Raw genomic sequence first — 21,121 nt, forward strand, 5'->3', positions numbered from 1 at the left:
GCCCCTCAGCCATCACGACGGCTGGAGGAGCGCACCAGGGCAGCGACCCGCTGCGGCTTGCAGTTGAGGTAGGCCGAGTTCTGCAACCAGCGCCGATCCGGGTACCAGGAAAACATGAACTGGCCGCCCTTGAGCTGGTCGACCACCATGCGCCCGACCTCAGGGCGCACCGCCGGACAACCCAGGCTGCGGCCGATGCGGCCCTGACTGCGCACCAGACGAGGATCAACGTAGCTGGCCGAGTGAATGACGATGGCCCGCTCGCGCGCGCGATCGTTGATACCCGGCTCCAGGCCATCCATGCGCAGCGAATAGCCATGCTTGCCCTGATAACTCTCCGCGGTGCGGAACAGGCCGAGGCTGGACTGGTGACTACCGTCGCTGTTGGAAAAGCGCGTGGCGAGATTCTCCCCGGACTGCCGGCCATGGGCGACGAAGTCGCGCAGCAGCACGCGCTGGCGCTTGAGGTCGAAAATCCACAGACGCCGTGCCGTGGACGGCAACGAGTAGTCGATTACGGCCAGACGCTGGGCCGGCTGGGCGCCGTTGTTGACGGCGCACTGCATGGCCGCCACGGCATGCCGCAGGGCCTCTTTATTGAGGCCGGGGGCCGCTCGCGACAGGCTGTCGAGCAAAGGCTGGTAGGCGGGGCTGCTACTCGCCAACACCGGCGAGGAAAACAGCCAAAGCCCTGCCGCGCACAGGCAGAGCTGGCGAATCAATCCGGACATGCGCAAAAAACCTCTGGTAACGCACTCCCGACTTCCTGTCTGAGTCCCTGGGCCAACCTATACTTTTTCTGGAAAGGCGGTCAGATTGAGCAACACGACCCTTCTGTGACCATGGACTGGAGCAGCACAGTTGTACAAAAAGTGGGCATCTTACCTGAGCATCGGCCTGCTGGCCCTGCCACTGGTCGCACGCAGCGAGAGCTCGACAGGCAGCGCAAGCGACGTCGACAACAACCTGCCCAGCCAGTTGAGCACAGTCTGCGCAACCCTGCCAACCAGCCTGGATACCTCAGCTCAGAGCCTTCTTGCGCAGTTCTACCGGCAACTGGGCGAGCCAACCCTGTGGCACGACGAAACCCGCCTGCAGACCCTGCGCGAGCAATTGCAACAGCTCGCCGATGACGGCCTCGACCCTGGCGACTACCCCCTGCCCACCCAGGGCGAGCCCGTCTGCCGCGAGCTACTGACCAGCCACAGCTTCCTGCGCGCCCTGCAGCACCTGCATTTCGGCCGCCTCCCCCCGGCCCAGCGGGAGCCGCTGTGGCGCCCCGCGGATCAGCCCGGCATCGACCCACAACTGGCGCTGCTGTCCATTGCGCCCTTTGCCGTTGACGACCCGGCCAATGCCTTCGACCTGGCCCGCCCGGCCCTGCCGGCCTATCAGAGCCTGCGCCAGGCCTACGCCAAACTGCGACTGGCAGACCTGCCCAGCTGGCAGCCGATTGCCGCCGGCCCGCTGCTCAAACCGGAGCGCAGCGATCCACGGGTACCGCAGCTGTATCAGCGTCTGCATGAGGCTGGCTATCTGCAGGCCCTGCCGGACCCGGTTGGCGAACGCTACGACAGCACGCTCTTGGCCGCTGTCGAACGCTTCCAGAATGAGCATGGCCTGCAGGCCGACGGCATTATCGGCCCGGCCACCCTGAGCGCACTGAACGTGAGTCCGCTGCAGCGACGCAGCCAGCTGCGGGTCAACCTAGAGCGCCTGCGCTGGCTGCACCGCGATATGCCCAGTGACGGCCTGCTGGTCAACATCGCCGCTGCCGAACTGCGCCTGTACAAGGCCGGCGAGCTGGTGTGGCAGACCCGCACCCAGGTCGGCCGCCCCGAGCGCCGCTCGCCGCAGCTGCTGTCTCAGGTCTCACGCATCACCCTCAACCCGACCTGGAGCGTGCCGCCGACCATCCTGCGCGAGGACAAGCTGCCGGAGATTCGCCGCGATATCGGCTTTCTCGCCAAACATGACATGCGCGTGCTCGACCGCGACGGCAACAGCCTCGATCCGGAGCAGATCGACTGGGACAACCCCGGCAACATTCAGCTGCGTCAGGACGCCGGACCGAACAATCCGCTGGGGCGCATGGCTCTGCGCTTTGCCAACCCTTATTCCGTCTACATGCACGACACCCCCAGCCAGGCGCTGTTCGCCAAGGCGCCGCGCGCCTTCAGCTCCGGCTGCGTGCGGGTCGAAGCCATCAGCGAGCTGGCCACCCTGCTGCTGGCACCGGACGAACTGCCCCAGGTCGAAACCCTCCTGGCCAGCGGCAAGACCCGCGACTACCGCCTGCGCCAGCCAGTGCCGCTACTGATGGCCTACTGGACTGTCGAGGTCGACGCCCAGGGCCAGCCGCGCTTCCTGCCCGATATCTACCAGCGCGACGACGCCCTGGCCGTCGCCCTGGACCGCGCGGCACCCTGACCCGCCTTGGGCTGCACGGCAGCGCGCGGCTGTGTTTAGATGACCCGCTACAGACAAGCGCAATACAACCAAGAGCAACACAACAGGAGTGGTGATTGATGGAAATCGGTGGCGTGCTGTTTCTCTTCGTTGGCCTGGCCGTGGCCATCGTCTTCATGGGCTTCAAGGTGGTGCCGCAGGGCAGCGAGTGGACGGTGGAACGCTTCGGCCGCTACACCAACACGCTCAAGCCGGGGCTGAACATCATCGTCCCGGTGATGGACAAGATCGGCCGCAAGCTCAACGTGATGGAAAGCGTGCTGGACATCCCGCCGCAGGAAGTCATCACCGCCGACAACGCCACCGTGCAGATCGACGCCATCTGCTTCTTCCAGATCATCAACTCGGCTCAGGCCGCCTACGAGGTCAACAACCTCGAGCACGCCATCCGCAACCTGGTGATGACCAACATCCGTACCGTGCTTGGCTCGATGGAGCTGGATGCCATGCTCGGCCAGCGTGACGCGATCAACGAGCGCCTGCTCAAGACCGTGGACGAAGCCACCGCGCCCTGGGGCATCAAGATCACCCGTATCGAGATCAAGGACATCAGTCCGCCCGCCGACCTGATGGCCGCCATGTCCGGGCAGATGAAGGCCGAGCGCATCAAGCGCGCGCAGATTCTCGAAGCCGAAGGCCAGCGGGCCGCGGCCATCCTCACCGCCGAAGGGCAGAAGCAGGGCGACATCCTCAAGGCCGAAGGTCAGCGCGCTGCCGCCTTCCTCGAAGCCGAGGCCCGCGAGCGCGCGGCCAAGGCCGAAGCCGAGGCTACCCGCATGGTGTCCGAGGCCATCGCTGCGGGTAACGTGCAGGCGGTCAACTACTTCGTCGCGCAGAAGTACATCGAAGCCCTGGGCCAGCTGGCCTCGGCCGACAACAGCAAGGTAATCCTCATGCCGCTGGAAGCCAGCCAGGTGATCGGCGCGGTGAGCGGCATCGGCGAAATCGTCAAGGCCACCTTCGACGGCCAGAAGAAGGGCTGACCCATGCTCGACTACCTGCAGCACCTGTCGTACTGGGATTGGCTGGGCCTGGGCACCCTGCTGCTGATCCTCGAGGTGTTCGGCGCCGGCGGCTACCTGCTGTGGGTCGGCATCGCCGCCGCCAGCGTCGGCGTGCTGACCTTCATCTTCCCCGGTCTGGACTGGACCTGGCAGTTCCTCCTGTTCGGCCTGTTCTCGGTGCTCAGCGCCGTGCTCTGGTGGCGGCGCCAGCGTGACAGCGCCAAGACCAGCGACCAGCCGGGACTGAACCAGCGCGGCAGCGAGCTGCTCGGGCGCCAGTTCAGCCTGCACGAGCCGATCATCGCCGGGCGCGGCAAGATCAAAGCCGGTGACACGCTGTGGCTGGTGATCGGTCCCGACCTGCCGGCGGGCAGCTCGGTGCGAGTGATCGGTCAGGAAGGTGTATTGCTCAAGGTGGAAGCCATCAGATAGCACCATCGTTCCAGCTCATGCATGATGTCGCCGCGACGCCCCATAAGAACAAGAGAGTCGACCATGCAGCATGAAATCCTCGCGCCCCTGCCCCTGCACCGCGCCGACGGTCAGCTCAACCAGCCGGGCTGGGCGCGCCTGGCCTACTGGCAATATCAGCGCAGCGCGGTGCCGGCGAGCAGTTGGCGGATCAAGGAGTGGGACTACTACGCGGTGGTTTCGCCCGAGGGTTTTGCCTTCAGCCTGACCGCCAGCAACCTCGGCTATGCCGGCCTCTATGCCCTCTGCGTGGTCGACCTGAATCAGGGCCGTTTCTGGCAGATTGATGCCCTGCAGGCCCTGCCCCTGAGGCGTCACGCCTTTCCGGAAAGCGCAGACAGCGGCAGCATCCGTTTTCGCAACAACAACCTCGACCTGCACATCCAGCGCATCGACGGCGAGCACCGCCTGCGTTTTGCCAGCCCGCGCATGGCCGGCCCGCACGGCAAGGGCATCGACGGTGAGCTGTATTTCCGCCAGCCTCCGCAGGAATCGCTCAACATCGCCACCGCCTGGCCGAACAGCAAGGCCTTCTACTACAACACCAAACTCAACTGCATGGCGGTGAGTGGCGAGTTCCGCCACGCTGGCAAGCATTACCAGTTGAGCCCGGTGCGCGATCTCGGCGTACTCGACTGGGGACGCGGTGTCTGGACCTACCGCAACACCTGGTACTGGGCCTCGGCCTCCGGCTTCGTCGATGGCGAAGCGTTCGGCTTCAACTTCGGCTACGGCTTCAGTGACCGCAGCCCGGCCAGCGAGAACCTGCTGCTGTACCGCGGCCGCGCGCACAAGCTTGACCAGATCATCTTTCACTTCGACCGCCGCAACTGGCTCAAGCCCTGGCGCATCAGCAGCAACGATGGTCGCGTCGAGCTGGAGTTCATTCCGCGGGTCGACCGCAATAGCCACTTCAATGCCCTGCTGATCGCCTCCGAACAGCATCAGGTGTTCGGCCACTACCGTGGCCACGTCACCCTGGACAACGGTCAGGTGCTGCAACTCGGCCACCTGCCCGGCTTCGCCGAGGAAGTGCGCAACCGCTGGTGAATGCCGCGAATGCGCAGCCGTACCCACTGCGGCGCGCCAGCGGCTGCTAGGCTGCGCGCTCCCTCATTTCGACAAGGAGCGTTGCATGCCCTCTTCCCTCTATCCGCTGCGCTGGGTGCTGATCCTACTGATCGCCTTCCAGGTGTTCTGGCTGGCCAGCGACCTGTTCGGCAGCCTGTTCAACCTGCCGCTCTACGAACTGATTCCCGATGCTGCCTGGAGCGCCCTGCGTCTGGGCAGCAACTGCCTGGAGCTGGTGTTCTACGTCATGCTGCTGGGACTGTTGGGCAAGCTGGCATTCAAGCCGGAAGCCTGAACCATATACTGAAACGACAAGGCCGCCCGAGGGCGGCCTTGTCATTGCTGCGGCAGGCTTACTGGTAGTCGGATACCGGTACGCAGGCGCAGAACAGGTTGCGGTCGCCATAGACGTTGTCGACCCGGTTCGCCGTCGGCCAGTACTTGTGCAGACGGGTATGAACGGTCGGGCTGACGGCCTGCTCGATGCTGTACGGACGCTCCCACACGCCGATCACGTCGGCCAGGGTGTGCGGTGCACGCTTGAGCGGATTGTCCTCGGCCGGCCACTCGCCGCCCTGGACCTTGGCGATCTCGGCACGGATGTTGAGCATCGCCTCGATGAAACGATCCAGCTCATGCTTGGACTCGCTCTCGGTCGGCTCGATCATCAGCGTGCCCGGTACCGGGAAGCTCATGGTCGGGGCGTGGAAGCCGTAGTCCATCAAGCGCTTGGCCACGTCTTCCTCGCTGATGCCGGTTTCCGCCTTGAGCGGGCGCAGGTCGAGGATGCACTCGTGCGCCACGCGGCCGTTACGCCCGGAGTAGAGCACCGGGAAGGCTTCGCCCAGGGCCTTGGCCAGGTAGTTGGCGTTGAGGATGGCGACCTCGGTAGCATCGGCCAGCTGCGGGCCCATCATGGCGATGTACATCCAGCTGATCGGCAGGATGCTGGCACTGCCCCAGGGCGCGGCGCTGACCGCGCCGTTGCCCGGGTTCGGGCCCTTGAGCGGCACCACCGGGTGGTTGGCGACGAAGGGCGCCAGGTGCGCCTTGACGCCGATCGGGCCCATGCCCGGGCCGCCACCGCCGTGCGGGATGCAGAAGGTCTTGTGCAGGTTCATGTGCGACACGTCGGCGCCGATATCGGCCGGACGGGTCAGACCGACCTGGGCGTTGAGGTTGGCGCCGTCCATGTAGACCTGGCCGCCGTGGGCATGGATGACCTCGCAGATTTCGCGGATGCCTTCCTCGTACACGCCGTGGGTAGACGGGTAGGTGGCCATCAGGCAGGACAGCTGGTCGCCGGCTTCGGCGGCCTTCTTCTTCAGGTCTTCCAGATCGACGTTGCCCTGCTCGTCACAGGCGACTATGACCACGCGCATGCTGGCCATCTGCGCCGATGCCGGGTTGGTGCCGTGGGCCGAGGCCGGGATCAGGCAGATGTTGCGGTGCGCATCGCCACGGCTCTCGTGGTACTTGCGGATGGCCAGCAGGCCCGCGTACTCGCCCTGGGCGCCGGAGTTCGGCTGCATGCAGATGGCGTCGAAGCCGGTGATGGTGCAGAGCCAGGCTTCCAGCTCCTCGATCATCAGGCGGTAGCCCTCGGCCTGCTCGCGCGGCACGAAGGGGTGCAGGTTGGCGAACTCCGGCCAGGTGATGGGGATCATCTCGCTGGTGGCGTTGAGCTTCATGGTGCAGGAACCGAGCGGGATCATGGCGGCGTTGAGCGCCAGGTCCTTGTTCTCCAGCTGCTTGAGGTAGCGCAGCATCTCGGTTTCGCTGTGGTGGGCGTTGAACACCGGATGGGTCAGGTAGGCGGAGCTGCGCTCCAGGCCAACCGGGATGCCGCTGGCCACACCGGCGGCGTCCAGCGCGGCGACGTCCAGGCCGTGGCCTTCACCGAGGAACACGTCGAACAGGGCCTGCACGGTCTCGGCGCTGCAGGTCTCGTCGAGGCTGACGCCGACCTTGTCGGTGTCCACCGCGCGCAGGTTGATCTGGCGGGCGCGGGCGCGCTCCAGCACGTCGAAGCGCTGCGAGCCGATGGTCACGGTCAGGGTGTCGAAGAACTGCGCGTTGACGCGCTTCAGGCCCTTCTGTTCCAGGCCGGCGGCCAGCAGGGCGGTCAGGCGCTGCACGCGCTGGGCGATGCGCTTCAGGCCCTGCGGGCCGTGGTACACGGCGTAGAAGCTGGCGATATTGGCCAGCAGTACCTGGGCGGTACAGATGTTGGAGTTGGCCTTCTCGCGGCGGATGTGCTGCTCGCGGGTCTGCAGGGCCAGGCGCAGGGCGCTGTTGCCACGGGCGTCCTTGGACACGCCGATGATGCGGCCCGGCATGGCGCGCTTGTAGTCGTCGCGGCAGGCGAAGAAGGCGGCGTGCGGGCCACCGTAGCCCATCGGCACGCCGAAGCGCTGGGCCGAACCGAACACCACGTCGGCACCCAGCTCGCCCGGCGGGGTCAGCAGGATCAGGCTGAGAATGTCGGCCGACACGCAGGCCAGCGCCTGCTGGGCGTGCAGCTGGTCGATCAGCGGCTTGAGGTCGCGGATCTCGCCGAGGGTATCGGGGTACTGCAGCAGGCCACCGAACACCTGATGGTTGCCGAGGTTCTCCACCGCATCCACCACCACATCAAAGCCGAAGGCTTCGGCGCGGGTCTGCACCACGGAGATGGTCTGCGGGTGGCAGTTCTGGTCGACGAAGAACAGGTTGCTCTTGCTCTTGGCCACACGCTTGGCCATGGCCATGGCTTCGGCTGCCGCAGTGGCCTCGTCCAGCAGCGAGGCACTGGCCAGGTCCAGACCGGTCAGGTCGATGGTCAGCTGCTGGAAGTTCAGCAGGGCTTCCAGACGACCCTGGGCGATTTCCGGCTGGTAAGGGGTGTAGGCGGTGTACCAGCCCGGGTTCTCCAGCACGTTGCGCAGGATGACAGTCGGGGTCAGGGTGCCGTGGTAGCCCATGCCGATCAGGCTGGTCCAAGTCTGGTTCTGTGCCGCATAGCCCTTGAGCTTGGCCAGCGCGCCCTGCTCGTCCAGCGCCGCCGGCAGCGCCAGCGGGCCGCCCAGGCGGATGGCCGGCGGCACGGTCTGGGCAATCAGCTCGGCGCGGGTGGCGACGCCGAGGGTGGCGAGCATCGTCTGCTGTTCGTTGGCATCCGGGCCAAGGTGGCGCTGGAGGAAGGCATCCGGCTGCTGCAGCTGGGTGAGGGTCGGGTTCTGCGACATGAAGGTGGACCTCGGAAAAAGACAAAGCCCCGACGAATCAGGGCTTTGCGGAGATAACGGTGATCAGGCGTTGCAGGCGGCAGCGTAGCCGTCGGCATCCAGCAGCTTGTCCAGTTCGGCGGCGTCGGCCGGCTTCACCTTGAAGAACCAGTTGGCGTAAGGATCGGCGTTGACCAGCTCGGGGCTGTCGACCAGCGCCTCGTTGACCGCGACGATCTCGCCGGCGATCGGGGTGTAGATGTCCGAAGCGGCCTTGACCGACTCGACCACACCGGCTTCCTGACCGGCGGCCAGCTCGGCGCCGACTTCCGGCAGCTCGACGAAGACCACGTCACCCAGGGCTTCCTGGGCATGGTCGGAAATACCGACGGTCACGGTGCCATCGGCTTCCAGGCGGGCCCATTCGTGGCTGGCGGCATAACGCAGATCGGCGGGGATATTGCTCATGGGATCATCCTCAAAAAAGTGTCCAACGGCGCGTAGCCGTCAAGAATAGGTCAAATCAGCGCTTTGCCGTGGCGAACGAAGTTGGCCTGCACCACGCGCACGGGGAACCACTTGCCACGGATTTCCACCTCGGCGCGGTCGCCGGTACCCGCCGGCACGCGGGCCAGGGCGATGGATTTGCCGAGGGTCGGGGAGAAGCTGCCACTGGTGATCTCGCCTTCACCGACGCCTTCAACGCGCACCACCTGGTGGGCGCGCAGCACGCCGCGCTCTTCCAACACCAGGCCGACCAGCTTGGGCTGATCACCGGCGGCACGCTGAGCTTCGAGCACGGCACGGCCGACGAACTGGCGCTCGGCCGGCTCCCAGGCGATGGTCCAGCCCATATTGGCCGCCAGCGGCGAGACTTCTTCGGTCATGTCCTGGCCATAGAGGTTCATCCCGGCTTCCAGGCGCAGGGTGTCGCGCGCACCGAGACCGGCCGGCGCGATGCCCGCACCCACCAGCTCGTTGAGGAAGCCCGGAGCCTGTTCGGCCGGCAGCATGATTTCCAGACCGTCCTCACCGGTGTAGCCGGTGCGGGCGATGAACCAGTCGCCTTCCGGCAGACCCTGGAACGGTTTCAATTCATGGATCAGCGCGGCGCGCGCGGCGGAGACCAACTCGGCGGTCTTGGCGCGGGCCTGAGGGCCCTGCACGGCGAGCATGGCCAGACCGGCCTGATGCTGCAGGGCAACGTCGAAGCCAGCGCTCTGCTGCTGCATCCAGGCCAGGTCCTTGTCGCGGGTGGAAGCGTTGACCACCACGCGGTAACCCTCGGCGGTGAGGTAGACGATCAGGTCGTCGATCACCCCGCCCTGTTCATTGAGCATGCCGCTGTAGAGCGCCTTGCCCAGCACCTGCAGGCGCTCGACATCGTTGGCCAGCAAGTGCTGCAGGTAGGCCTTGGCCTGGCTGCCAGTCACGTCGACCACGGTCATGTGGGACACGTCGAACACACCGCAGTCGCGACGCACCTGGTGGTGCTCCTCAACCTGCGAGCCGTAGTGCAACGGCATGTCCCAGCCGCCGAAATCGACGATCTTGGCGCCAAGGGCGACGTGCAGGTCATACAGGGGGGTACGCTGTCCCATGCAAAGCTCCGGAATATCGATCGGATGACGCTCGCCGGCGGACCGGCGAGAAGCGGCGCGCATTGTAGCCGCTGGCGGGGGGTTCGGTCACCCCAGGCGACGGGCGCGCTCCTGCAGACTCAGTGCCCGGGACGCCGCGCCGAGCGGCGGATCAGCAGGATCACCGGTAGAAGACCGACCAGCATCAGGCTCAACGCCGGCAGCGAGGCGCGTGCCCACTCCCCCTCGCTGGTCATCTCAAACACGCGCACGGCCAGGGTGTCCCAGCCGAAGGGGCGCATCAGCAGGGTGGCGGGCATTTCCTTGAGCACATCGACGAATACCAGCAGCGCGGCGCTAAGGACACCCGGCAACAGCAGCGGCAAATAGACGCGGCCAAACAGTCGTAGGCCGCCGGCGCCGAGGCTGCGCGAGGCCTCCGGCAGGGACGGACGAATCCGCGCCAGGCTGCCTTCGAGAGGACCGTAAGCCACCGCCATAAAGCGGATCACGTAGGCCAGCAACAGCGCTGCCAGGCTGCCCAGCAGCAGAGGCTTGCCGGCGCCGCCCAGGGCCTGGGACAACGGGATCACCAGCTGATTATCCAGATAACTGAAGGCCAGCATGATCGACACCGCCAGCATCGAACCGGGCAACGCATAGCCCAGGTTGGCCAGCCCCACCAGGCTGCGCATCGGGCGCGTCGGCGTCTGCCGCCGGGCAAAGGCCAGCAGCAGCGCCAGCGCCACGGTGAACAGGGCGGCCAGGGCGCCGAGGTAGAGGGTGTGGCCGATCAGGCCGAGGTAGCGCTCGTCGATATCGAAACGCCCGCGCTGCCAGAACCACACCAGCAGTTGCAGCAGAGGCACCACGAAGGCGCAGAGGAACACCAGCGCACACCAGCTGCTCGCGGCCAGCGCCTTCCAGCCGCGCAGGCGGTACAGCGCCTGACTGCGTGCGCGCTCCTGCACCGGACGGGTCGCGCCACGGGCACGACGCTCGCCATAGAGCACCAGCATCACCGCCAACAACAGCAGACTGGCCAGCTGGGTCGCGCTCTGCAGGCTGTAGAAGCTGTACCAGGTCTTGTAGATGGCCGTGGTGAAGGTATCGAAGTTGAAGGCCGCCACCGCGCCGAAGTCGGCCAGGGTCTCCATGATCGCCAGCGCCAGCCCGGCACCGATGGCCGGCCGCGCCATCGGCAGGGCCACCCGCCAGAAGGCCTGCCAGGGCGACAGCCCGAGCACCCTTGCCGCCTCCATCAGGCCGCGTCCCTGAGCCAGGAAGGCGCCGCGGGCGAGCAGGTAGACGTAGGGGTAAAACACCAGCACCAGCACCACGATCACACCGCCGGTGGAGCGCACCCGCGGCAGTCTGAGCCCGCTGCCGAACCACTCACGCAGCAGCGTCTGCACTGGCCCGGCAAAGTCCAGCAGACCAATAAAGACAAACGCCAGCACATAGGCCGGGATAGCAAAGGGCAGCATCAGCGCCCAGTCCAGCCAGCGCCGCCCCGGAAATTCGCACAGCGCCGTGAGCCAGGCCAGGCTCACACCGAGGACGACCACGCCGATGGCCACCCCCAACACCAAGGTCAGGGTGTTGCCCAGCAGGCGCGGCAGCTGGGTCTCCCACAGGTGCGCCCAGATCGCCGCATCCACCTCGTGCCAGGCCAGTAGCATGACCGACAGCGGCAGCAGCACCAGCAAGGCAATGGTGGCAGCGATGGGGTACCAGCGGCGCTGGGCGGGATGGGCCACGCAAGATCCTCAACTAGAAAACACGACGCCCCAGCTTGAGCCGGGGCGCCGAGTATAACGGGGAAGATTCAGGCTTGAGTGCGTCTCAGCCGGCGTTGATCAGTTCCAGCCGGCGCGATCCATCAGCATGGTCGCCTCGGCCTGACGCTTGCCGGCCACTTCCATCGGCACACTGTCGGCCTTGAAGCTGCCCCAGGCAGCGACTTCGGCAGACGGCTTGATCGCTGGGTTGGCCGGGTATTCCTGATTCACATCGGCGAACAGGCTCTGCGCCTCGGCGCTGGTCATCCACTCCAGCAGCTTCTGCGCCTCGGCGGCGTGCGGGGCATGGGCGGTGACGCCGGCGCCCGACATATTCACGTGCACGCCACGGTCGGCCTGGTTCGGCCAGAAGGGCTTCACTTTCAGCGACGGCTGCTGCTTGTGCAGACGGCCGTAGTAGTAGGTGTTGGCCATGCCCACGTCGCACTGACCGGCATCGATGGCCTGCAGCAGCGCGGTGTCATCGGCGAACACATCGGTGGCCAGATTGTTCATCCAGCCTTTGATGATTTCCTCGGTCTTGGCCGCACCATGGGCCTCGATCAGGGTGGCGGTCAGCGACTGGTTGTAGACCTTCTTGCTGGTGCGCAGGCACAGACGGCCTTCCCAGTTGCTGTCGGCCAGGGCTTCGTAGGTCGACAGTTCTTCCGGCTTCACGCGCTCGGTGGAGTAGAAGATGGTCCGCGCGCGCAGCGACAGGCCAGTCCAGGCGCCGGTGCTGGAACGGTACTGGGCCGGAATATTCGCCTCGATCACCTCGGACTTGAGCGGCTTGAGCACGCCCTCCTGCTCGGCCTGCCAGAGGTTGCCGGCATCGACGGTGATCAGCAGGTCGGCAGGCGTATTCGCACCCTCGGCTTTGAGGCGCGCCAGCAGCGGCGCTTCCTTGTCGGTGATGAACTTGATCGGCGTGCCGGTCTTGGCGGTATAGGCATCGAAGACCGGCTTGATCAGCTCGTCGATCCGCGCGGAATAAACCACCAGTTCATCGGCGGCCAGGGCCGGAGCGGCAAGGGCAGAAAGACTCAGGGCAGCAAACAGCGACTGGCGGATCGACATGGCAACAGCCTCGGCAGTTGGAAAAGTTGGCGAATGATAGTTACTCCTATTCGCCTTCTCAATCATCTTGCCAGTACAGGCGTTACCGGGTGTTGCGCGAAATCAAGATTGCGGCATGCGCAGAACTGAACTTAAGCGCGCGCCAGATCCGGCAGATCCCCCGACAACCCCAACGCCTGACGCACGAACAGGCTCTTGGCCTCGGGCAGGCCGTCGACCCAGTTGAGGCCGGCATTGCGCGCCCAGCGCAGCGGCAGAGGATCGGCCTGGAACAAACGCTCGAAGCCTTCCATCGCGGCCATCATGGCCAGGTTGTGCGGCATGCGCCGGCGCTCGAAGCGGCTCAGGGTCTTCTCGCTGGTCAGCGACTCGCCACGCTCCAGGGCATGCTGCAGCACCTCGGCCAGCACGGCGGCATCGAGGAAGCCGAGGTTGACGCCCTGCCCGGCCAGCGGGTGAATGGTGTGGGCGGCATCGCCGATCAGGGCCAGGCCAGGCTCGACATAACGCTTGGCATGCCGCTGACGCAGCGGCACGCAGACTCGTGGATCGGCCTGCTGCACTTCGCCCAGGCGCCATTCGAAGGCCTTGCCCAGCTCACGGCAGAAGGCCGCCTCGTCCAGCGCCATCAGGCGCTCCGCCTCGGCCGGTACTGTCGACCAGACGATCGAGCACCAGCGCTCGTCGCCCTCGCGGTTGAGCGGCAGGAAGGCCAGCGGACCGTCATCGGTGAAACGCTGCCAGGCAGTACGCTGGTGCGGCTGGGCACAGCGCACACTGGTGACGATGGCGTGGTGCAGGTAATCCCACTCGCGGGTGGCGCAACCGGCCAGACGGCGTACCGCCGAGTTGGCGCCATCGGCGGCCACCAGCAGTGGCGCGCGCAGTTCGCGGCCATCGCTGAGGGTCAGCAGCCAGTCATCGCCGCTACGGCGCAGCTGCTCCAGACGGGCATTGGGCAGCAGGCCGATGTCGCTGTCGAACAGCGCTTCGAGCAGGGCATCCTGCACCACGCGGTTCTCGACGATATGACCGAGCACCTCGGCATGTACGCTGGCCGCGGCAAAGTGCACCGAGCCGGTTCCCGAACCATCCCACACCTGCATCTCGCGGTAGGGCGAGGTGCGCCGGGCGACGATGCCCGGCCAGGCGCCGAGACGCAGCAGCACACGCCGGCTGGCTTCGGACAAGGCACTGACGCGCGGCTCGAAGGGCGCGCTGGCATCGAAAGGTTTCAGGCTGAGCGGGCCGCCATCCAGCAGCAGGATGCTCAGGCCACTGTCCTTGAGCGCCAGGGCCAGGGCACTGCCCACCATGCCGGCGCCAACGATGATCAGATCCGCACGCATTGCTGTTCCTTAGGCCGCTTGCCGCACGCGCGGCTTGAGCCGCACGTAGAGAGTCTTGTGCACCCGCGCTACCAGGGTGCCGTCGCCATCATGCACGTCGACGTGCAGTTGTGGCAGGTATTTGTCGCCGTCGGCGGTGTGCTGGCGAATCTCGTCAAGCAGTGCTTCGTCGATGCGGAAATCCGCATACACCGGGCCCTTGCCAGGCGCGATGAAGTCGATGCTGGCCGCCTTGTCCCAGACGATGTAATCGCTGCCCAGGTTTTCCATGACCATCAGCATGAAGAACGGATCGGTCATCGAATACAGCGAGCCGCCGAACTGGGTGCCAACATAGTTGCGGTTGTACCAGCCCAGCCCCATTTTCACCCGCACCTCGCGGAAGTCCCCAGCGATATGCTGGATGCGCACACCCGCGCCCAGGTAGGGCGGGTAGAAGTTCATTGCCCAGCGCAGCAGGCGCGCCTTGCGGGCCAGTTTGGCTTGTCTCATCACGTCTCTTCACGGGGCGCCAGCACGGCACCCGACAGCAGAATCATCTGCGACCGCATCATTATTAGAGCGGCCGCGTGCCCAGGCCCATGGCCTGGCGGGCAAACCAGTGTTTGGCCGGCGGCAGCAGGTCGAGGCCGAGCAGGCCCAGATTGCGCCCCGCCACCAGCAGCGGCTGAGCAGTGGAGAACAGCCTGGTCACCTGATCGGAAAAGCCCACGGTCAGTTGCTGGTCGAGGCGCTGACGCTGCAGGTAGTCCTGCAGCACGCTGAAATCGCCGGGAGTCGCCGGGCTGTCCAGCAGGGCTTCGGCCAGCGCCAGAGTATCGCGCAGCGACAGGTTGTACCCCTGTCCGGCGATGGGATGCAGGCTGTGCGCGGCATTGCCCAGCACCACCAGATGAGGCCGCACCTGCTCGCTGGCCTCGACCAGACTGAGCGGATAGAGATGCCGGGCGCCGACCTGAGTCAGGGCGCCCAGGCGATAGCCGAACACCTGTTGCAGCTCGGCGAGAAACTCGCGATCGGGCAACGCCGCCAGGCGCTGGGCGTCACCACCCTGACGTGTCCAGACCAGCGCGCTGCGGTTCTCCGACAGCGGCAACAGGGCCATCGGGCCTTCGTCGGTGAAACGCTCGAAGGCCTGCCCCTGATGGGCCTCGGCCGTGCTGATATTGGCGATCAGGGCGCTCTGCCCGTAAGGCGTGGCTTTCACCGCAATGCCCAGTTGCTCGCGCAGGCCGGAGCGGCCGCCATCGGCCAGCACGGCCAGGTCGCAGTCGAGCTGGCTGCCGTCATTCAGGGTCAGGCGATAACCGTCGCCGAGTGCCTGCAGGGCCGTGACTTCCGCCGGGCAGCGCCACTCGACCACCTCGGCATCCAGCGCCTGCCACAGGCACTGGCCGAGCCAGGCGTTCTCCACCACATAACCCAGCGCCGGCACGCCCTCGCTCTCGGCGCTGAGGCGGGTGGCGCCGAAGCGGCCACGGTCGGAGACGTGGATCTGGCGAATCGGCTCGGCACGGGCACTCAACGCTGGCCACAGGCCAAGGCGCTCGTAGATCTGCCGGGTACCGTAGGACAGCGCACTGGAGCGCGCGTCGTAACTGGGCTGGTAACTGTTGCCGGGGGCGAAGGGCTCGATCAGCACGATGCGCCAGCCACGCTGCCGGGCACCCTCCTGCAGAGCGAGAGCAAGGGAGGCGCCGACCAGACCGCCCCCGATAATCGCCAGCTGCACGCGGCTCATATCAGGCCGCCTGCTCGCGCGCGGCGGCCATCAGCGCTTCGATCTCGGCGACCGTCTTGGGCACACCGCCGGTAAGAATCTCGCAGCCAGTCTTGGTGACCACCACATCGTCCTCGATACGCACGCCGATACCGCGCCACTTCTTCGCCACGCGCTCGTCGTCAGCGGGGATATAGATGCCCGGTTCGACGGTCAGGGCCATGCCCGGCTCCAGCACGCGCCACTCGCCGCCGACCTTGTAGTCGCCGACATCGTGCACATCCATGCCCAGCCAGTGGCCGGCACGGTGCATGTAGTAGGCCTTGTAGCTTTCCGTTTCGATCACCTCGTCCAGCGTGCCGGCGAGCAGGCCCAGCTCCAGCAGCCCCTCGGCAATGACCCGCACGGTAGCCTCGTGGGCCTCGTTCCAGTGCTTGTCCGGGCCGATGGCGGCGAAAGCGGCTTCCTGGGCCTTGAGCACCAGCTCATAGATGGCCTTCTGCTCCGACGAGAAGGTGCCGTTGACCGGGAAGGTGCGGGTGATGTCGCTGGCGTAGCAGTCGATTTCGCAGCCGGCATCGATCAGGATCAGATCGCCATCCTTGAGCGGCGCATCGTTCTCGCGGTAGTGCAGGATGCAGGCGTTGCGGCCGCCGGCGACGATTGAGCCGTAGGCCGGCATCTTCGAGCCGTTCTTGCGGAAGATGTATTCCAGCTCGGCTTCCAGATGGTATTCGCTCAGGCCCGGGCGGGCCGTCTGCATGGCACGCACATGGGCCGCCGCGGAAATCTCGGCGGCCTCCTTCATCACCTTCACTTCGGCCGCGCTCTTGTACAGGCGCATGTCGTGCAGGAGATGGTCAAGGGCGACGAATTCGTTCGGCGGCTGCGCGCCCTGGCGGGCCTTGGAGCGGATCACGTTGATCCACTCCATCAAGCGGTGATCGAACTCCTGATTGCAGCCGATGGCGTAGTACACCCGCTCGCGCCCCTCGATCAGGCCGGGAAGGATGTCGTCGATATCGTTGATCGGGAAGGCATCGTCGGCGCCGAACTGGGCGATGGCGCCGTCCTGCCCGGCGCGCAGACCGTCCCACAGCTCGCGCTCGGGATCACGCTCGCGGCAGAACAGCACGTACTCGCCATGCTCGCGCCCGGGGATCAGCGCCAGCACCGCTTCCGGCTCGGGAAAACCGGTGAGGTACTGGAAATCGCTGTCCTGACGGTAGATGTGCTCGACATCGCGGTTGCGGATATAAACCGGCGCGGCCGGCAGGATGGCGATGCTGTTGGGCTCCATCTGCGCCATCAGCGCCTTGCGCCGGCGGGCATATTCAGCCTTGGGAATGCGCTGCATGGACAGGTGCTCGCTTAATGCAGAGAAGGTTTTTCGCTGGCCGCCGGCGCCGCCTTGGCGCACTCGGTGAACAGCAGCAACGGCGCCACGCGCAGGTACTCCATGACTTCCATGTAATCGTTCTCGCCGTCCTCGGTCTCATCCAGGTCGTTCTGTACCTGAGCGATGGAGGCCAGGTCCTGCAGCACTTCCATGGCCTCGGCCGACAGCGCGGCATCGCCGGCGGTCAGGCCGAAACCGCCGAGGAAGCCCTGGCACCACTGGCCCATGGCCACGGCACGCTCGGCCAACGGCGCGTCGTCGGACGGCAGCAACAGCACCACGGCCATCTCACTACCGGTCAATTCGGCCTTGACCATTTCCTGCAGGCCGATCAGCGCGGCGCGCACATTGTCCTGCGGTGCGCTGCCGAGCAGTTCGGCCGCATCCACCAGCCAGGGCTCGGACTCGAACCCGGCACCGGCACAGCTGCGACCGAGCAGCAGGCCGTGCAGTTCGGCGGGAGAAACAGCCTGGCCCTGGCTGGCCAGCAAGGCGGCGAAGGCGGCATAAGGGGTAGTGGCGGACATGACAGAACTCTTGGCAGATGACGCGCGATACAGGCAGCGAGACGGGTGCCCGCCGGCGTCGGAAAGAATCGGTAACCAGCCAGACGCGCCAATGGCGGCAAATGCCAATCAGCCCGTAGGCACCATCAGACGGCATGGCTAGAATGATGGCAGTATCCTAATCGACATAGCCCCCCACGCCTAGCGAGAGCCCATGGAAGACGCCGACCTGCACGCACTGACGGCGAAAGTCGAACTGCTGATTCAGCAGCTCGCTACCCTCAAGGCCCAGAACCGCCTGCTGCTGGCCGGCGAACGGGCGTGGCGCGAAGAGCGCTCCCAACTGATCGAAAAGAACGAAATGGCCCGGCACAAGGTCGAAGCGATGATCACCCGCCTGAAGGCCCTGGAGCAGGACTCATGAGCCAAGCCAACACCGTCACCCTGCAGATTCTCGACAAGGAATACCGCATCGCCTGTCCGGCGGAAGAGCGCGACAACCTGGAAAGCGCCGCCCGCTATCTGAATGACAAGATGCGCGAGATCCGCTCCAGCGGCAAAGTCATCGGTGCCGACCGCATCGCCGTGATGGCGGCGCTGAACATCACCCACGAACTGCTGCACAAGCAGCAGCAACTGACCAGCGAAGCTGCCGCCCAGCGGCATCAGGTGCGCGATCTGTTCGAGCGGGTCGAACATGCCCTGGCCGCCGATCCGAACAGCCACGAAGCCTGATGGCAAGCGTGGCGATTGCGGTATACTCGCCACAGCTCCCTGGTGTGTTTGCCAGTCGGTGATGTCCCTGAGCCGATACGCACAACCACGGGGGTTGCATGTTGGGGCCGGTGCGCATGTCCGCCTGACGGAAAGCCTTAACGCCTCCTGCAACCTCCACCTTGAACTTTCGGGTTCAAGGGCTAAACCGACAGCGGCACGACCGGGGAGTCGCTACCTACCATGATCGAAGCCGGCACCCTCAGCCGCCCGCAACTGCGCCGCCTGCTGCGCAACACCCGCCGCAACCTCTCGCCCCTGCAGCAACGCCTGGCCGCCCGCAATCTCTACCGCCAGCTGGCCCAGCATCCCGAATTCCGCCGCGCCCGTCGTATCAGCCTGTACCTGGCCAATGACGGCGAGATCGACCCTGCCCTGCTCCTCGCCGAAGCCCTGCGCCGGGGCAAACAGGTCTACCTGCCGGTTCTCAAGGCCTGGCCGCGCACCCAGATGAGCCTGCAACGCCTGTTGCCAGGAGAGCGCCTGCAACGCAATCGCTTTGGTATCGCCGAACCCAGGGCAAATCCGGCCCGGCAGATTCCCGTGTGGAGCCTCGGACTGATGCTGCTGCCGCTGGTGGGGTTCGATGAACATGGCGGCCGCCTGGGCATGGGGGGCGGTTTCTACGACCGCAGCCTGGCCTACCTGAAACGCCGCACGCACTGGCGCCAGCCACGGCTGATCGGCCTGGCCCACGAATGTCAGAAGGTGGATCGGCTGGCACTGGCCAGCTGGGATATGCCACTGACAGCGACAGTCAGCGACAGACAGTGGTATCGCCCGGGCACTGAGCCGAGCTAGCAGACAGGCGAGTCATCGCCCGAGAGAAAAGAAATTGCTGCGCATCCCTGCGCCAGACAGCAGCGGTCAGGGCTGCTGGACGGTCTGCGGAGCGTCCTGACGATCCCACAGACTCTGGGTGTAACCGGTGGTCACCACCCCAAGGCCAAACACGATGGCCAATACCCACAGAAGATCTGGCTTGCGCTTCATCGATTGCCTCCCCCTTAAAAGGCAAACTGACCACGATGGTCGACAGCATTGTTTTTATTGTTAGGTCGCACGGCAGTGCCAAGCTTAATCCCCCGCATTGTCTGACAACGTGAAGCGATGTGCAATTTTTCGCCACGATCGCCGCAGAACAGGCAAGATCTGCCGGAAGTGCCCCAAGGATCCGTACAGGAAAACCCCATGCCCCAGTACTGGCTGATGAAATCCGAGCCTGACGAACTGTCTATCCGCGACCTGCAGCGCCTCGGGCAGGCGCGCTGGGATGGCGTGCGCAACTATCAGGCGCGCAACTTCGTGCGCGCCATGCAGCCCGGCGACCTGTTCTTCTTCTACCACTCCAGTTGCCCGCAGCCGGGCATTGCCGGTATCGGCCGGATTGTCGGCGAGCCCTACCCCGACCCCACCGCACTGGAGCCCGCCAGCCATTATTTCGATGCCAAGGCCAGTGCCGAGAAAAACCCCTGGAGCGCCCGCGATGTGGCCTTCGTCGAAACCTTCGCCGAGGTGATCCGCCTGCCCCGCCTGAAAGCCTGCGCGGCGCTGGCCGAACTGCCACTGGTGCAGAAGGGCACGCGGCTGTCGGTGATGCCGGTCACGGCCGAGCAGTGGCAGGCCATTCTCGACTTGCGCTGAAGCTGTCCGGGCGGGCAAGTTAGCCGCCTGGCATTGACCTTTATCATGACGCTGCGCCGCTCAAGTCCGGGATAATCAGCGCAGCCTCGTCCGGAGTCACCCCATGTCGCACCGCCCTGCCCGCCTGCTCGCCATCCCCCTGGTCGCCGCCCTGCTTGGCGTGGGAGCCTTCGGCTACTGGAAGTCCATCCATGACCGCCTGCCCGAAGGCATCAGCCAGGGCAACGGCCGCCTGGAAGCCACCGAAGTGCAGATCGCCAGCAAGTACCCGGGCCGTTTGGCCGAAGTGCGGGTCGACGAGGGCGACCGGGTGGAGAAGGGCCAGCTGCTGGCCCGCCTCGATACCCGCACACTGGAGGCCCAGCGCGATCAGGCCAGCGCCGAAGTGCTGCGGGCCCGGGAGAACCTCGCCGCCGCCCTGGCCACCGTGGACCTGCGCGCCAGCGAACTGCGCCTGGCCGAACAGGAGCTCAAGCGTTTCCGCGAGCTGTTCCAGCGCGGCCACACCAGCCGGCAGATGCTCGACCAGCAGCAGAACCGCCACGACACGGCCAGCGCCGCCCTGAATGCCGCCAATGCCCAGGTCAGTGCCGCGCGCGCCGCCATTGGCGCGGCCGAGGCGCAGGTGGCGCAGCTGACCAGCGAGATCGACGACAGCAGCCTGCTCGCGCCGATGCCCGGCATCGTTCAGCTGCGCCTGGCCGAGCCCGGCGAGGTGCTGGGTGCCGGCGGCCGCGTGCTGCTGCTGATCAACCCGGCCGACCAGTACATGAACCTGTACCTGCCCGCCGCCCTCGCAGGTCGCCTGGCCCAGGGCGACGAAGCGCGCATCGTCCTCGACGCCCTGCCCGAGCAGGCGCTGCCAGCCAAGGTCAGCTATGTCGCCAGCAAGGCGCAGTTCACCCCCAAGGAAGTCGAGACCCGCGACGAGCGGCAGAAGCTGGTGTTCCGCGTCAAACTGCGCCTGACCGACCCGGCCGCCGTACCCCAGGCCAAACCCGGCATGCCCGGCGCCGGTTACGTGCGCAGTGCCGACGTGGACTGGCCGGCCAACCTGCAGTGAACGG

Annotated in this window: 22 protein-coding genes and 1 other RNA gene; 11 read left to right on the top strand and 12 right to left on the bottom strand. The window is 65.9% G+C overall.

The annotated features are described in order from the left end of the window. Nucleotides 1-5: 5 nt before the first annotated feature. Nucleotides 6-731 carry a murein L,D-transpeptidase catalytic domain family protein gene (locus HNP49_RS14795; RefSeq protein ID WP_184684520.1) on the bottom strand — a complete coding sequence of 242 codons (726 nt, stop codon included), beginning with the start codon at nucleotides 729-731 and terminating at the stop codon, nucleotides 6-8. A gap of 130 nt (nucleotides 732-861) precedes the next feature. Here HNP49_RS14795 and HNP49_RS14800 point away from each other — a divergent pair, with 130 nt between their 5' ends. The 5 genes from HNP49_RS14800 to HNP49_RS14820 all read left to right on the top strand — a co-directional run bounded on the left by HNP49_RS14800 (nucleotide 862) and on the right by HNP49_RS14820 (nucleotide 5,310). Further along, on the top strand, nucleotides 862-2,430 hold the full coding sequence (locus HNP49_RS14800) for a murein L,D-transpeptidase (protein ID WP_184684522.1): 1,569 nt from the start codon (nucleotides 862-864) through the stop codon (nucleotides 2,428-2,430). A 98-nt stretch (nucleotides 2,431-2,528) separates the two neighbouring features. After that, nucleotides 2,529-3,452: an SPFH domain-containing protein gene (locus HNP49_RS14805; RefSeq protein ID WP_184684524.1), complete on the top strand. Its 924-nt coding sequence runs from the start codon at nucleotides 2,529-2,531 to the stop codon at nucleotides 3,450-3,452. Between the two features lie 3 nt (nucleotides 3,453-3,455). Continuing rightward, a complete protein-coding gene (locus HNP49_RS14810; RefSeq protein ID WP_184684526.1) occupies nucleotides 3,456-3,905 on the top strand; it encodes an NfeD family protein in 450 nt (149 codons plus the stop codon). Nucleotides 3,906-3,968: 63 nt separating this feature from the next. Then, entirely contained in the window at nucleotides 3,969-4,994 is a 1,026-nt protein-coding gene (locus HNP49_RS14815; RefSeq protein ID WP_184684528.1) for a DUF2804 domain-containing protein, read from the top strand. Between the two features lie 85 nt (nucleotides 4,995-5,079). Continuing rightward, a complete protein-coding gene (locus tag HNP49_RS14820; RefSeq protein WP_184684530.1) occupies nucleotides 5,080-5,310 on the top strand; it encodes a hypothetical protein in 231 nt (76 codons plus the stop codon). Nucleotides 5,311-5,368: 58 nt separating this feature from the next. On the opposite strand, the gene gcvP is transcribed toward HNP49_RS14820, so the two are convergent. From gcvP to HNP49_RS14870, 10 genes are all read right to left on the bottom strand, one after another. Further along, complete coding sequence (gene gcvP / locus HNP49_RS14825; RefSeq protein WP_184684531.1) at nucleotides 5,369-8,242, bottom strand: aminomethyl-transferring glycine dehydrogenase; 2,874 nt, start codon at nucleotides 8,240-8,242, stop codon at nucleotides 5,369-5,371. A gap of 63 nt (nucleotides 8,243-8,305) precedes the next feature. Then, entirely contained in the window at nucleotides 8,306-8,689 is a 384-nt protein-coding gene (gene gcvH / locus HNP49_RS14830) for a glycine cleavage system protein GcvH (protein WP_184684532.1), read from the bottom strand. A 50-nt stretch (nucleotides 8,690-8,739) separates the two neighbouring features. Then, nucleotides 8,740-9,822 carry a glycine cleavage system aminomethyltransferase GcvT gene (gene gcvT, locus HNP49_RS14835; protein ID WP_184684534.1) on the bottom strand — a complete coding sequence of 361 codons (1,083 nt, stop codon included), beginning with the start codon at nucleotides 9,820-9,822 and terminating at the stop codon, nucleotides 8,740-8,742. 119 nt (nucleotides 9,823-9,941) lie between these two features. Further along, complete coding sequence (locus HNP49_RS14840) at nucleotides 9,942-11,561, bottom strand: iron ABC transporter permease (protein ID WP_184684535.1); 1,620 nt, start codon at nucleotides 11,559-11,561, stop codon at nucleotides 9,942-9,944. 99 nt (nucleotides 11,562-11,660) lie between these two features. Continuing rightward, nucleotides 11,661-12,662: an extracellular solute-binding protein gene (locus HNP49_RS14845; RefSeq protein WP_184684536.1), complete on the bottom strand. Its 1,002-nt coding sequence runs from the start codon at nucleotides 12,660-12,662 to the stop codon at nucleotides 11,661-11,663. A 131-nt stretch (nucleotides 12,663-12,793) separates the two neighbouring features. Further along, entirely contained in the window at nucleotides 12,794-14,011 is a 1,218-nt protein-coding gene (locus HNP49_RS14850) for a 2-octaprenyl-3-methyl-6-methoxy-1,4-benzoquinol hydroxylase (protein WP_184684537.1), read from the bottom strand. A 9-nt stretch (nucleotides 14,012-14,020) separates the two neighbouring features. Continuing rightward, nucleotides 14,021-14,503 (bottom strand): DUF4442 domain-containing protein, encoded by a 483-nt coding sequence (locus HNP49_RS14855; protein ID WP_184684538.1) that lies wholly within the window; start codon nucleotides 14,501-14,503, stop codon nucleotides 14,021-14,023. 64 nt (nucleotides 14,504-14,567) lie between these two features. Next, complete coding sequence (gene ubiH / locus HNP49_RS14860) at nucleotides 14,568-15,752, bottom strand: 2-octaprenyl-6-methoxyphenyl hydroxylase (RefSeq protein WP_184684539.1); 1,185 nt, start codon at nucleotides 15,750-15,752, stop codon at nucleotides 14,568-14,570. Between the two features lies 1 nt (nucleotide 15,753). Continuing rightward, nucleotides 15,754-17,088 (bottom strand): Xaa-Pro aminopeptidase, encoded by a 1,335-nt coding sequence (gene pepP, locus HNP49_RS14865; protein ID WP_184684540.1) that lies wholly within the window; start codon nucleotides 17,086-17,088, stop codon nucleotides 15,754-15,756. Nucleotides 17,089-17,102: 14 nt separating this feature from the next. Then, on the bottom strand, nucleotides 17,103-17,657 hold the full coding sequence (locus HNP49_RS14870) for a YecA family protein (RefSeq protein WP_184684541.1): 555 nt from the start codon (nucleotides 17,655-17,657) through the stop codon (nucleotides 17,103-17,105). Between the two features lie 193 nt (nucleotides 17,658-17,850). On the opposite strand from HNP49_RS14870, the gene HNP49_RS14875 reads away from it, so the two are divergent. The 4 genes from HNP49_RS14875 (at nucleotide 17,851) to HNP49_RS14890 (ending at nucleotide 19,211) form a co-directional block, all read left to right on the top strand. After that, nucleotides 17,851-18,060 carry a TIGR02449 family protein gene (locus tag HNP49_RS14875; RefSeq protein ID WP_095941181.1) on the top strand — a complete coding sequence of 70 codons (210 nt, stop codon included), beginning with the start codon at nucleotides 17,851-17,853 and terminating at the stop codon, nucleotides 18,058-18,060. Then, entirely contained in the window at nucleotides 18,057-18,371 is a 315-nt protein-coding gene (locus HNP49_RS14880; protein WP_184684543.1) for a cell division protein ZapA, read from the top strand. The genes HNP49_RS14875 and HNP49_RS14880 overlap by 4 nt, the downstream gene beginning before the upstream one ends. A gap of 33 nt (nucleotides 18,372-18,404) precedes the next feature. Continuing rightward, nucleotides 18,405-18,584: non-coding RNA, 6S RNA (gene ssrS / locus HNP49_RS14885), on the top strand. 9 nt (nucleotides 18,585-18,593) lie between these two features. Continuing rightward, nucleotides 18,594-19,211: a 5-formyltetrahydrofolate cyclo-ligase gene (locus tag HNP49_RS14890; RefSeq protein WP_184684544.1), complete on the top strand. Its 618-nt coding sequence runs from the start codon at nucleotides 18,594-18,596 to the stop codon at nucleotides 19,209-19,211. A gap of 66 nt (nucleotides 19,212-19,277) precedes the next feature. Here HNP49_RS14890 and HNP49_RS18720 read toward each other — a convergent pair whose 3' ends face one another. Then, nucleotides 19,278-19,403 carry a hypothetical protein gene (locus HNP49_RS18720; protein ID WP_260407202.1) on the bottom strand — a complete coding sequence of 42 codons (126 nt, stop codon included), beginning with the start codon at nucleotides 19,401-19,403 and terminating at the stop codon, nucleotides 19,278-19,280. Nucleotides 19,404-19,601: 198 nt separating this feature from the next. Between HNP49_RS18720 and HNP49_RS14895 the strand changes: the two genes are divergently transcribed. Both HNP49_RS14895 and HNP49_RS14900 read left to right on the top strand, forming a co-directional pair. Continuing rightward, on the top strand, nucleotides 19,602-20,054 hold the full coding sequence (locus HNP49_RS14895; protein ID WP_184684546.1) for an EVE domain-containing protein: 453 nt from the start codon (nucleotides 19,602-19,604) through the stop codon (nucleotides 20,052-20,054). A gap of 103 nt (nucleotides 20,055-20,157) precedes the next feature. Then, nucleotides 20,158-21,117 (top strand): HlyD family secretion protein, encoded by a 960-nt coding sequence (locus tag HNP49_RS14900; RefSeq protein WP_184684547.1) that lies wholly within the window; start codon nucleotides 20,158-20,160, stop codon nucleotides 21,115-21,117. The last annotated feature ends 4 nt before the right edge of the window (nucleotides 21,118-21,121 follow it).

It is taken from the genome of Pseudomonas fluvialis, from assembly GCF_014207935.1.
GTDB classification, from domain to species: domain Bacteria; phylum Pseudomonadota; class Gammaproteobacteria; order Pseudomonadales; family Pseudomonadaceae; genus Aquipseudomonas; species Aquipseudomonas fluvialis_A.

Excerpts from the sequence above, each read along its gene's own strand:
- gcvP (WP_184684531.1), bottom strand. The coding sequence starts at position 8,242 with ATGTCGCAGAACCCGACCCTCACCCAGCTGCAGCAGCCGGATGCCTTC.
- HNP49_RS14795 (WP_184684520.1), bottom strand. The coding sequence starts at position 731 with ATGTCCGGATTGATTCGCCAGCTCTGCCTGTGCGCGGCAGGGCTTTGG.
- HNP49_RS14855 (WP_184684538.1), bottom strand. The coding sequence starts at position 14,503 with ATGAGACAAGCCAAACTGGCCCGCAAGGCGCGCCTGCTGCGCTGGGCA.
- HNP49_RS14850 (WP_184684537.1), bottom strand. The coding sequence starts at position 14,011 with ATGCGTGCGGATCTGATCATCGTTGGCGCCGGCATGGTGGGCAGTGCC.
- pepP (WP_184684540.1), bottom strand. The coding sequence starts at position 17,088 with ATGCAGCGCATTCCCAAGGCTGAATATGCCCGCCGGCGCAAGGCGCTG.
- HNP49_RS14895 (WP_184684546.1), top strand. The coding sequence starts at position 19,602 with ATGCCCCAGTACTGGCTGATGAAATCCGAGCCTGACGAACTGTCTATC.
- gcvT (WP_184684534.1), bottom strand. The coding sequence starts at position 9,822 with ATGGGACAGCGTACCCCCCTGTATGACCTGCACGTCGCCCTTGGCGCC.
- HNP49_RS14845 (WP_184684536.1), bottom strand. The coding sequence starts at position 12,662 with ATGTCGATCCGCCAGTCGCTGTTTGCTGCCCTGAGTCTTTCTGCCCTT.
- HNP49_RS14875 (WP_095941181.1), top strand. The coding sequence starts at position 17,851 with ATGGAAGACGCCGACCTGCACGCACTGACGGCGAAAGTCGAACTGCTG.
- HNP49_RS14880 (WP_184684543.1), top strand. The coding sequence starts at position 18,057 with ATGAGCCAAGCCAACACCGTCACCCTGCAGATTCTCGACAAGGAATAC.
- HNP49_RS14805 (WP_184684524.1), top strand. The coding sequence starts at position 2,529 with ATGGAAATCGGTGGCGTGCTGTTTCTCTTCGTTGGCCTGGCCGTGGCC.
- HNP49_RS14870 (WP_184684541.1), bottom strand. The coding sequence starts at position 17,657 with ATGTCCGCCACTACCCCTTATGCCGCCTTCGCCGCCTTGCTGGCCAGC.
- HNP49_RS14900 (WP_184684547.1), top strand. The coding sequence starts at position 20,158 with ATGTCGCACCGCCCTGCCCGCCTGCTCGCCATCCCCCTGGTCGCCGCC.
- HNP49_RS18720 (WP_260407202.1), bottom strand. The coding sequence starts at position 19,403 with ATGAAGCGCAAGCCAGATCTTCTGTGGGTATTGGCCATCGTGTTTGGC.
- HNP49_RS14820 (WP_184684530.1), top strand. The coding sequence starts at position 5,080 with ATGCCCTCTTCCCTCTATCCGCTGCGCTGGGTGCTGATCCTACTGATC.
- ubiH (WP_184684539.1), bottom strand. The coding sequence starts at position 15,752 with ATGAGCCGCGTGCAGCTGGCGATTATCGGGGGCGGTCTGGTCGGCGCC.
- HNP49_RS14890 (WP_184684544.1), top strand. The coding sequence starts at position 18,594 with ATGATCGAAGCCGGCACCCTCAGCCGCCCGCAACTGCGCCGCCTGCTG.
- HNP49_RS14815 (WP_184684528.1), top strand. The coding sequence starts at position 3,969 with ATGCAGCATGAAATCCTCGCGCCCCTGCCCCTGCACCGCGCCGACGGT.
- gcvH (WP_184684532.1), bottom strand. The coding sequence starts at position 8,689 with ATGAGCAATATCCCCGCCGATCTGCGTTATGCCGCCAGCCACGAATGG.
- HNP49_RS14810 (WP_184684526.1), top strand. The coding sequence starts at position 3,456 with ATGCTCGACTACCTGCAGCACCTGTCGTACTGGGATTGGCTGGGCCTG.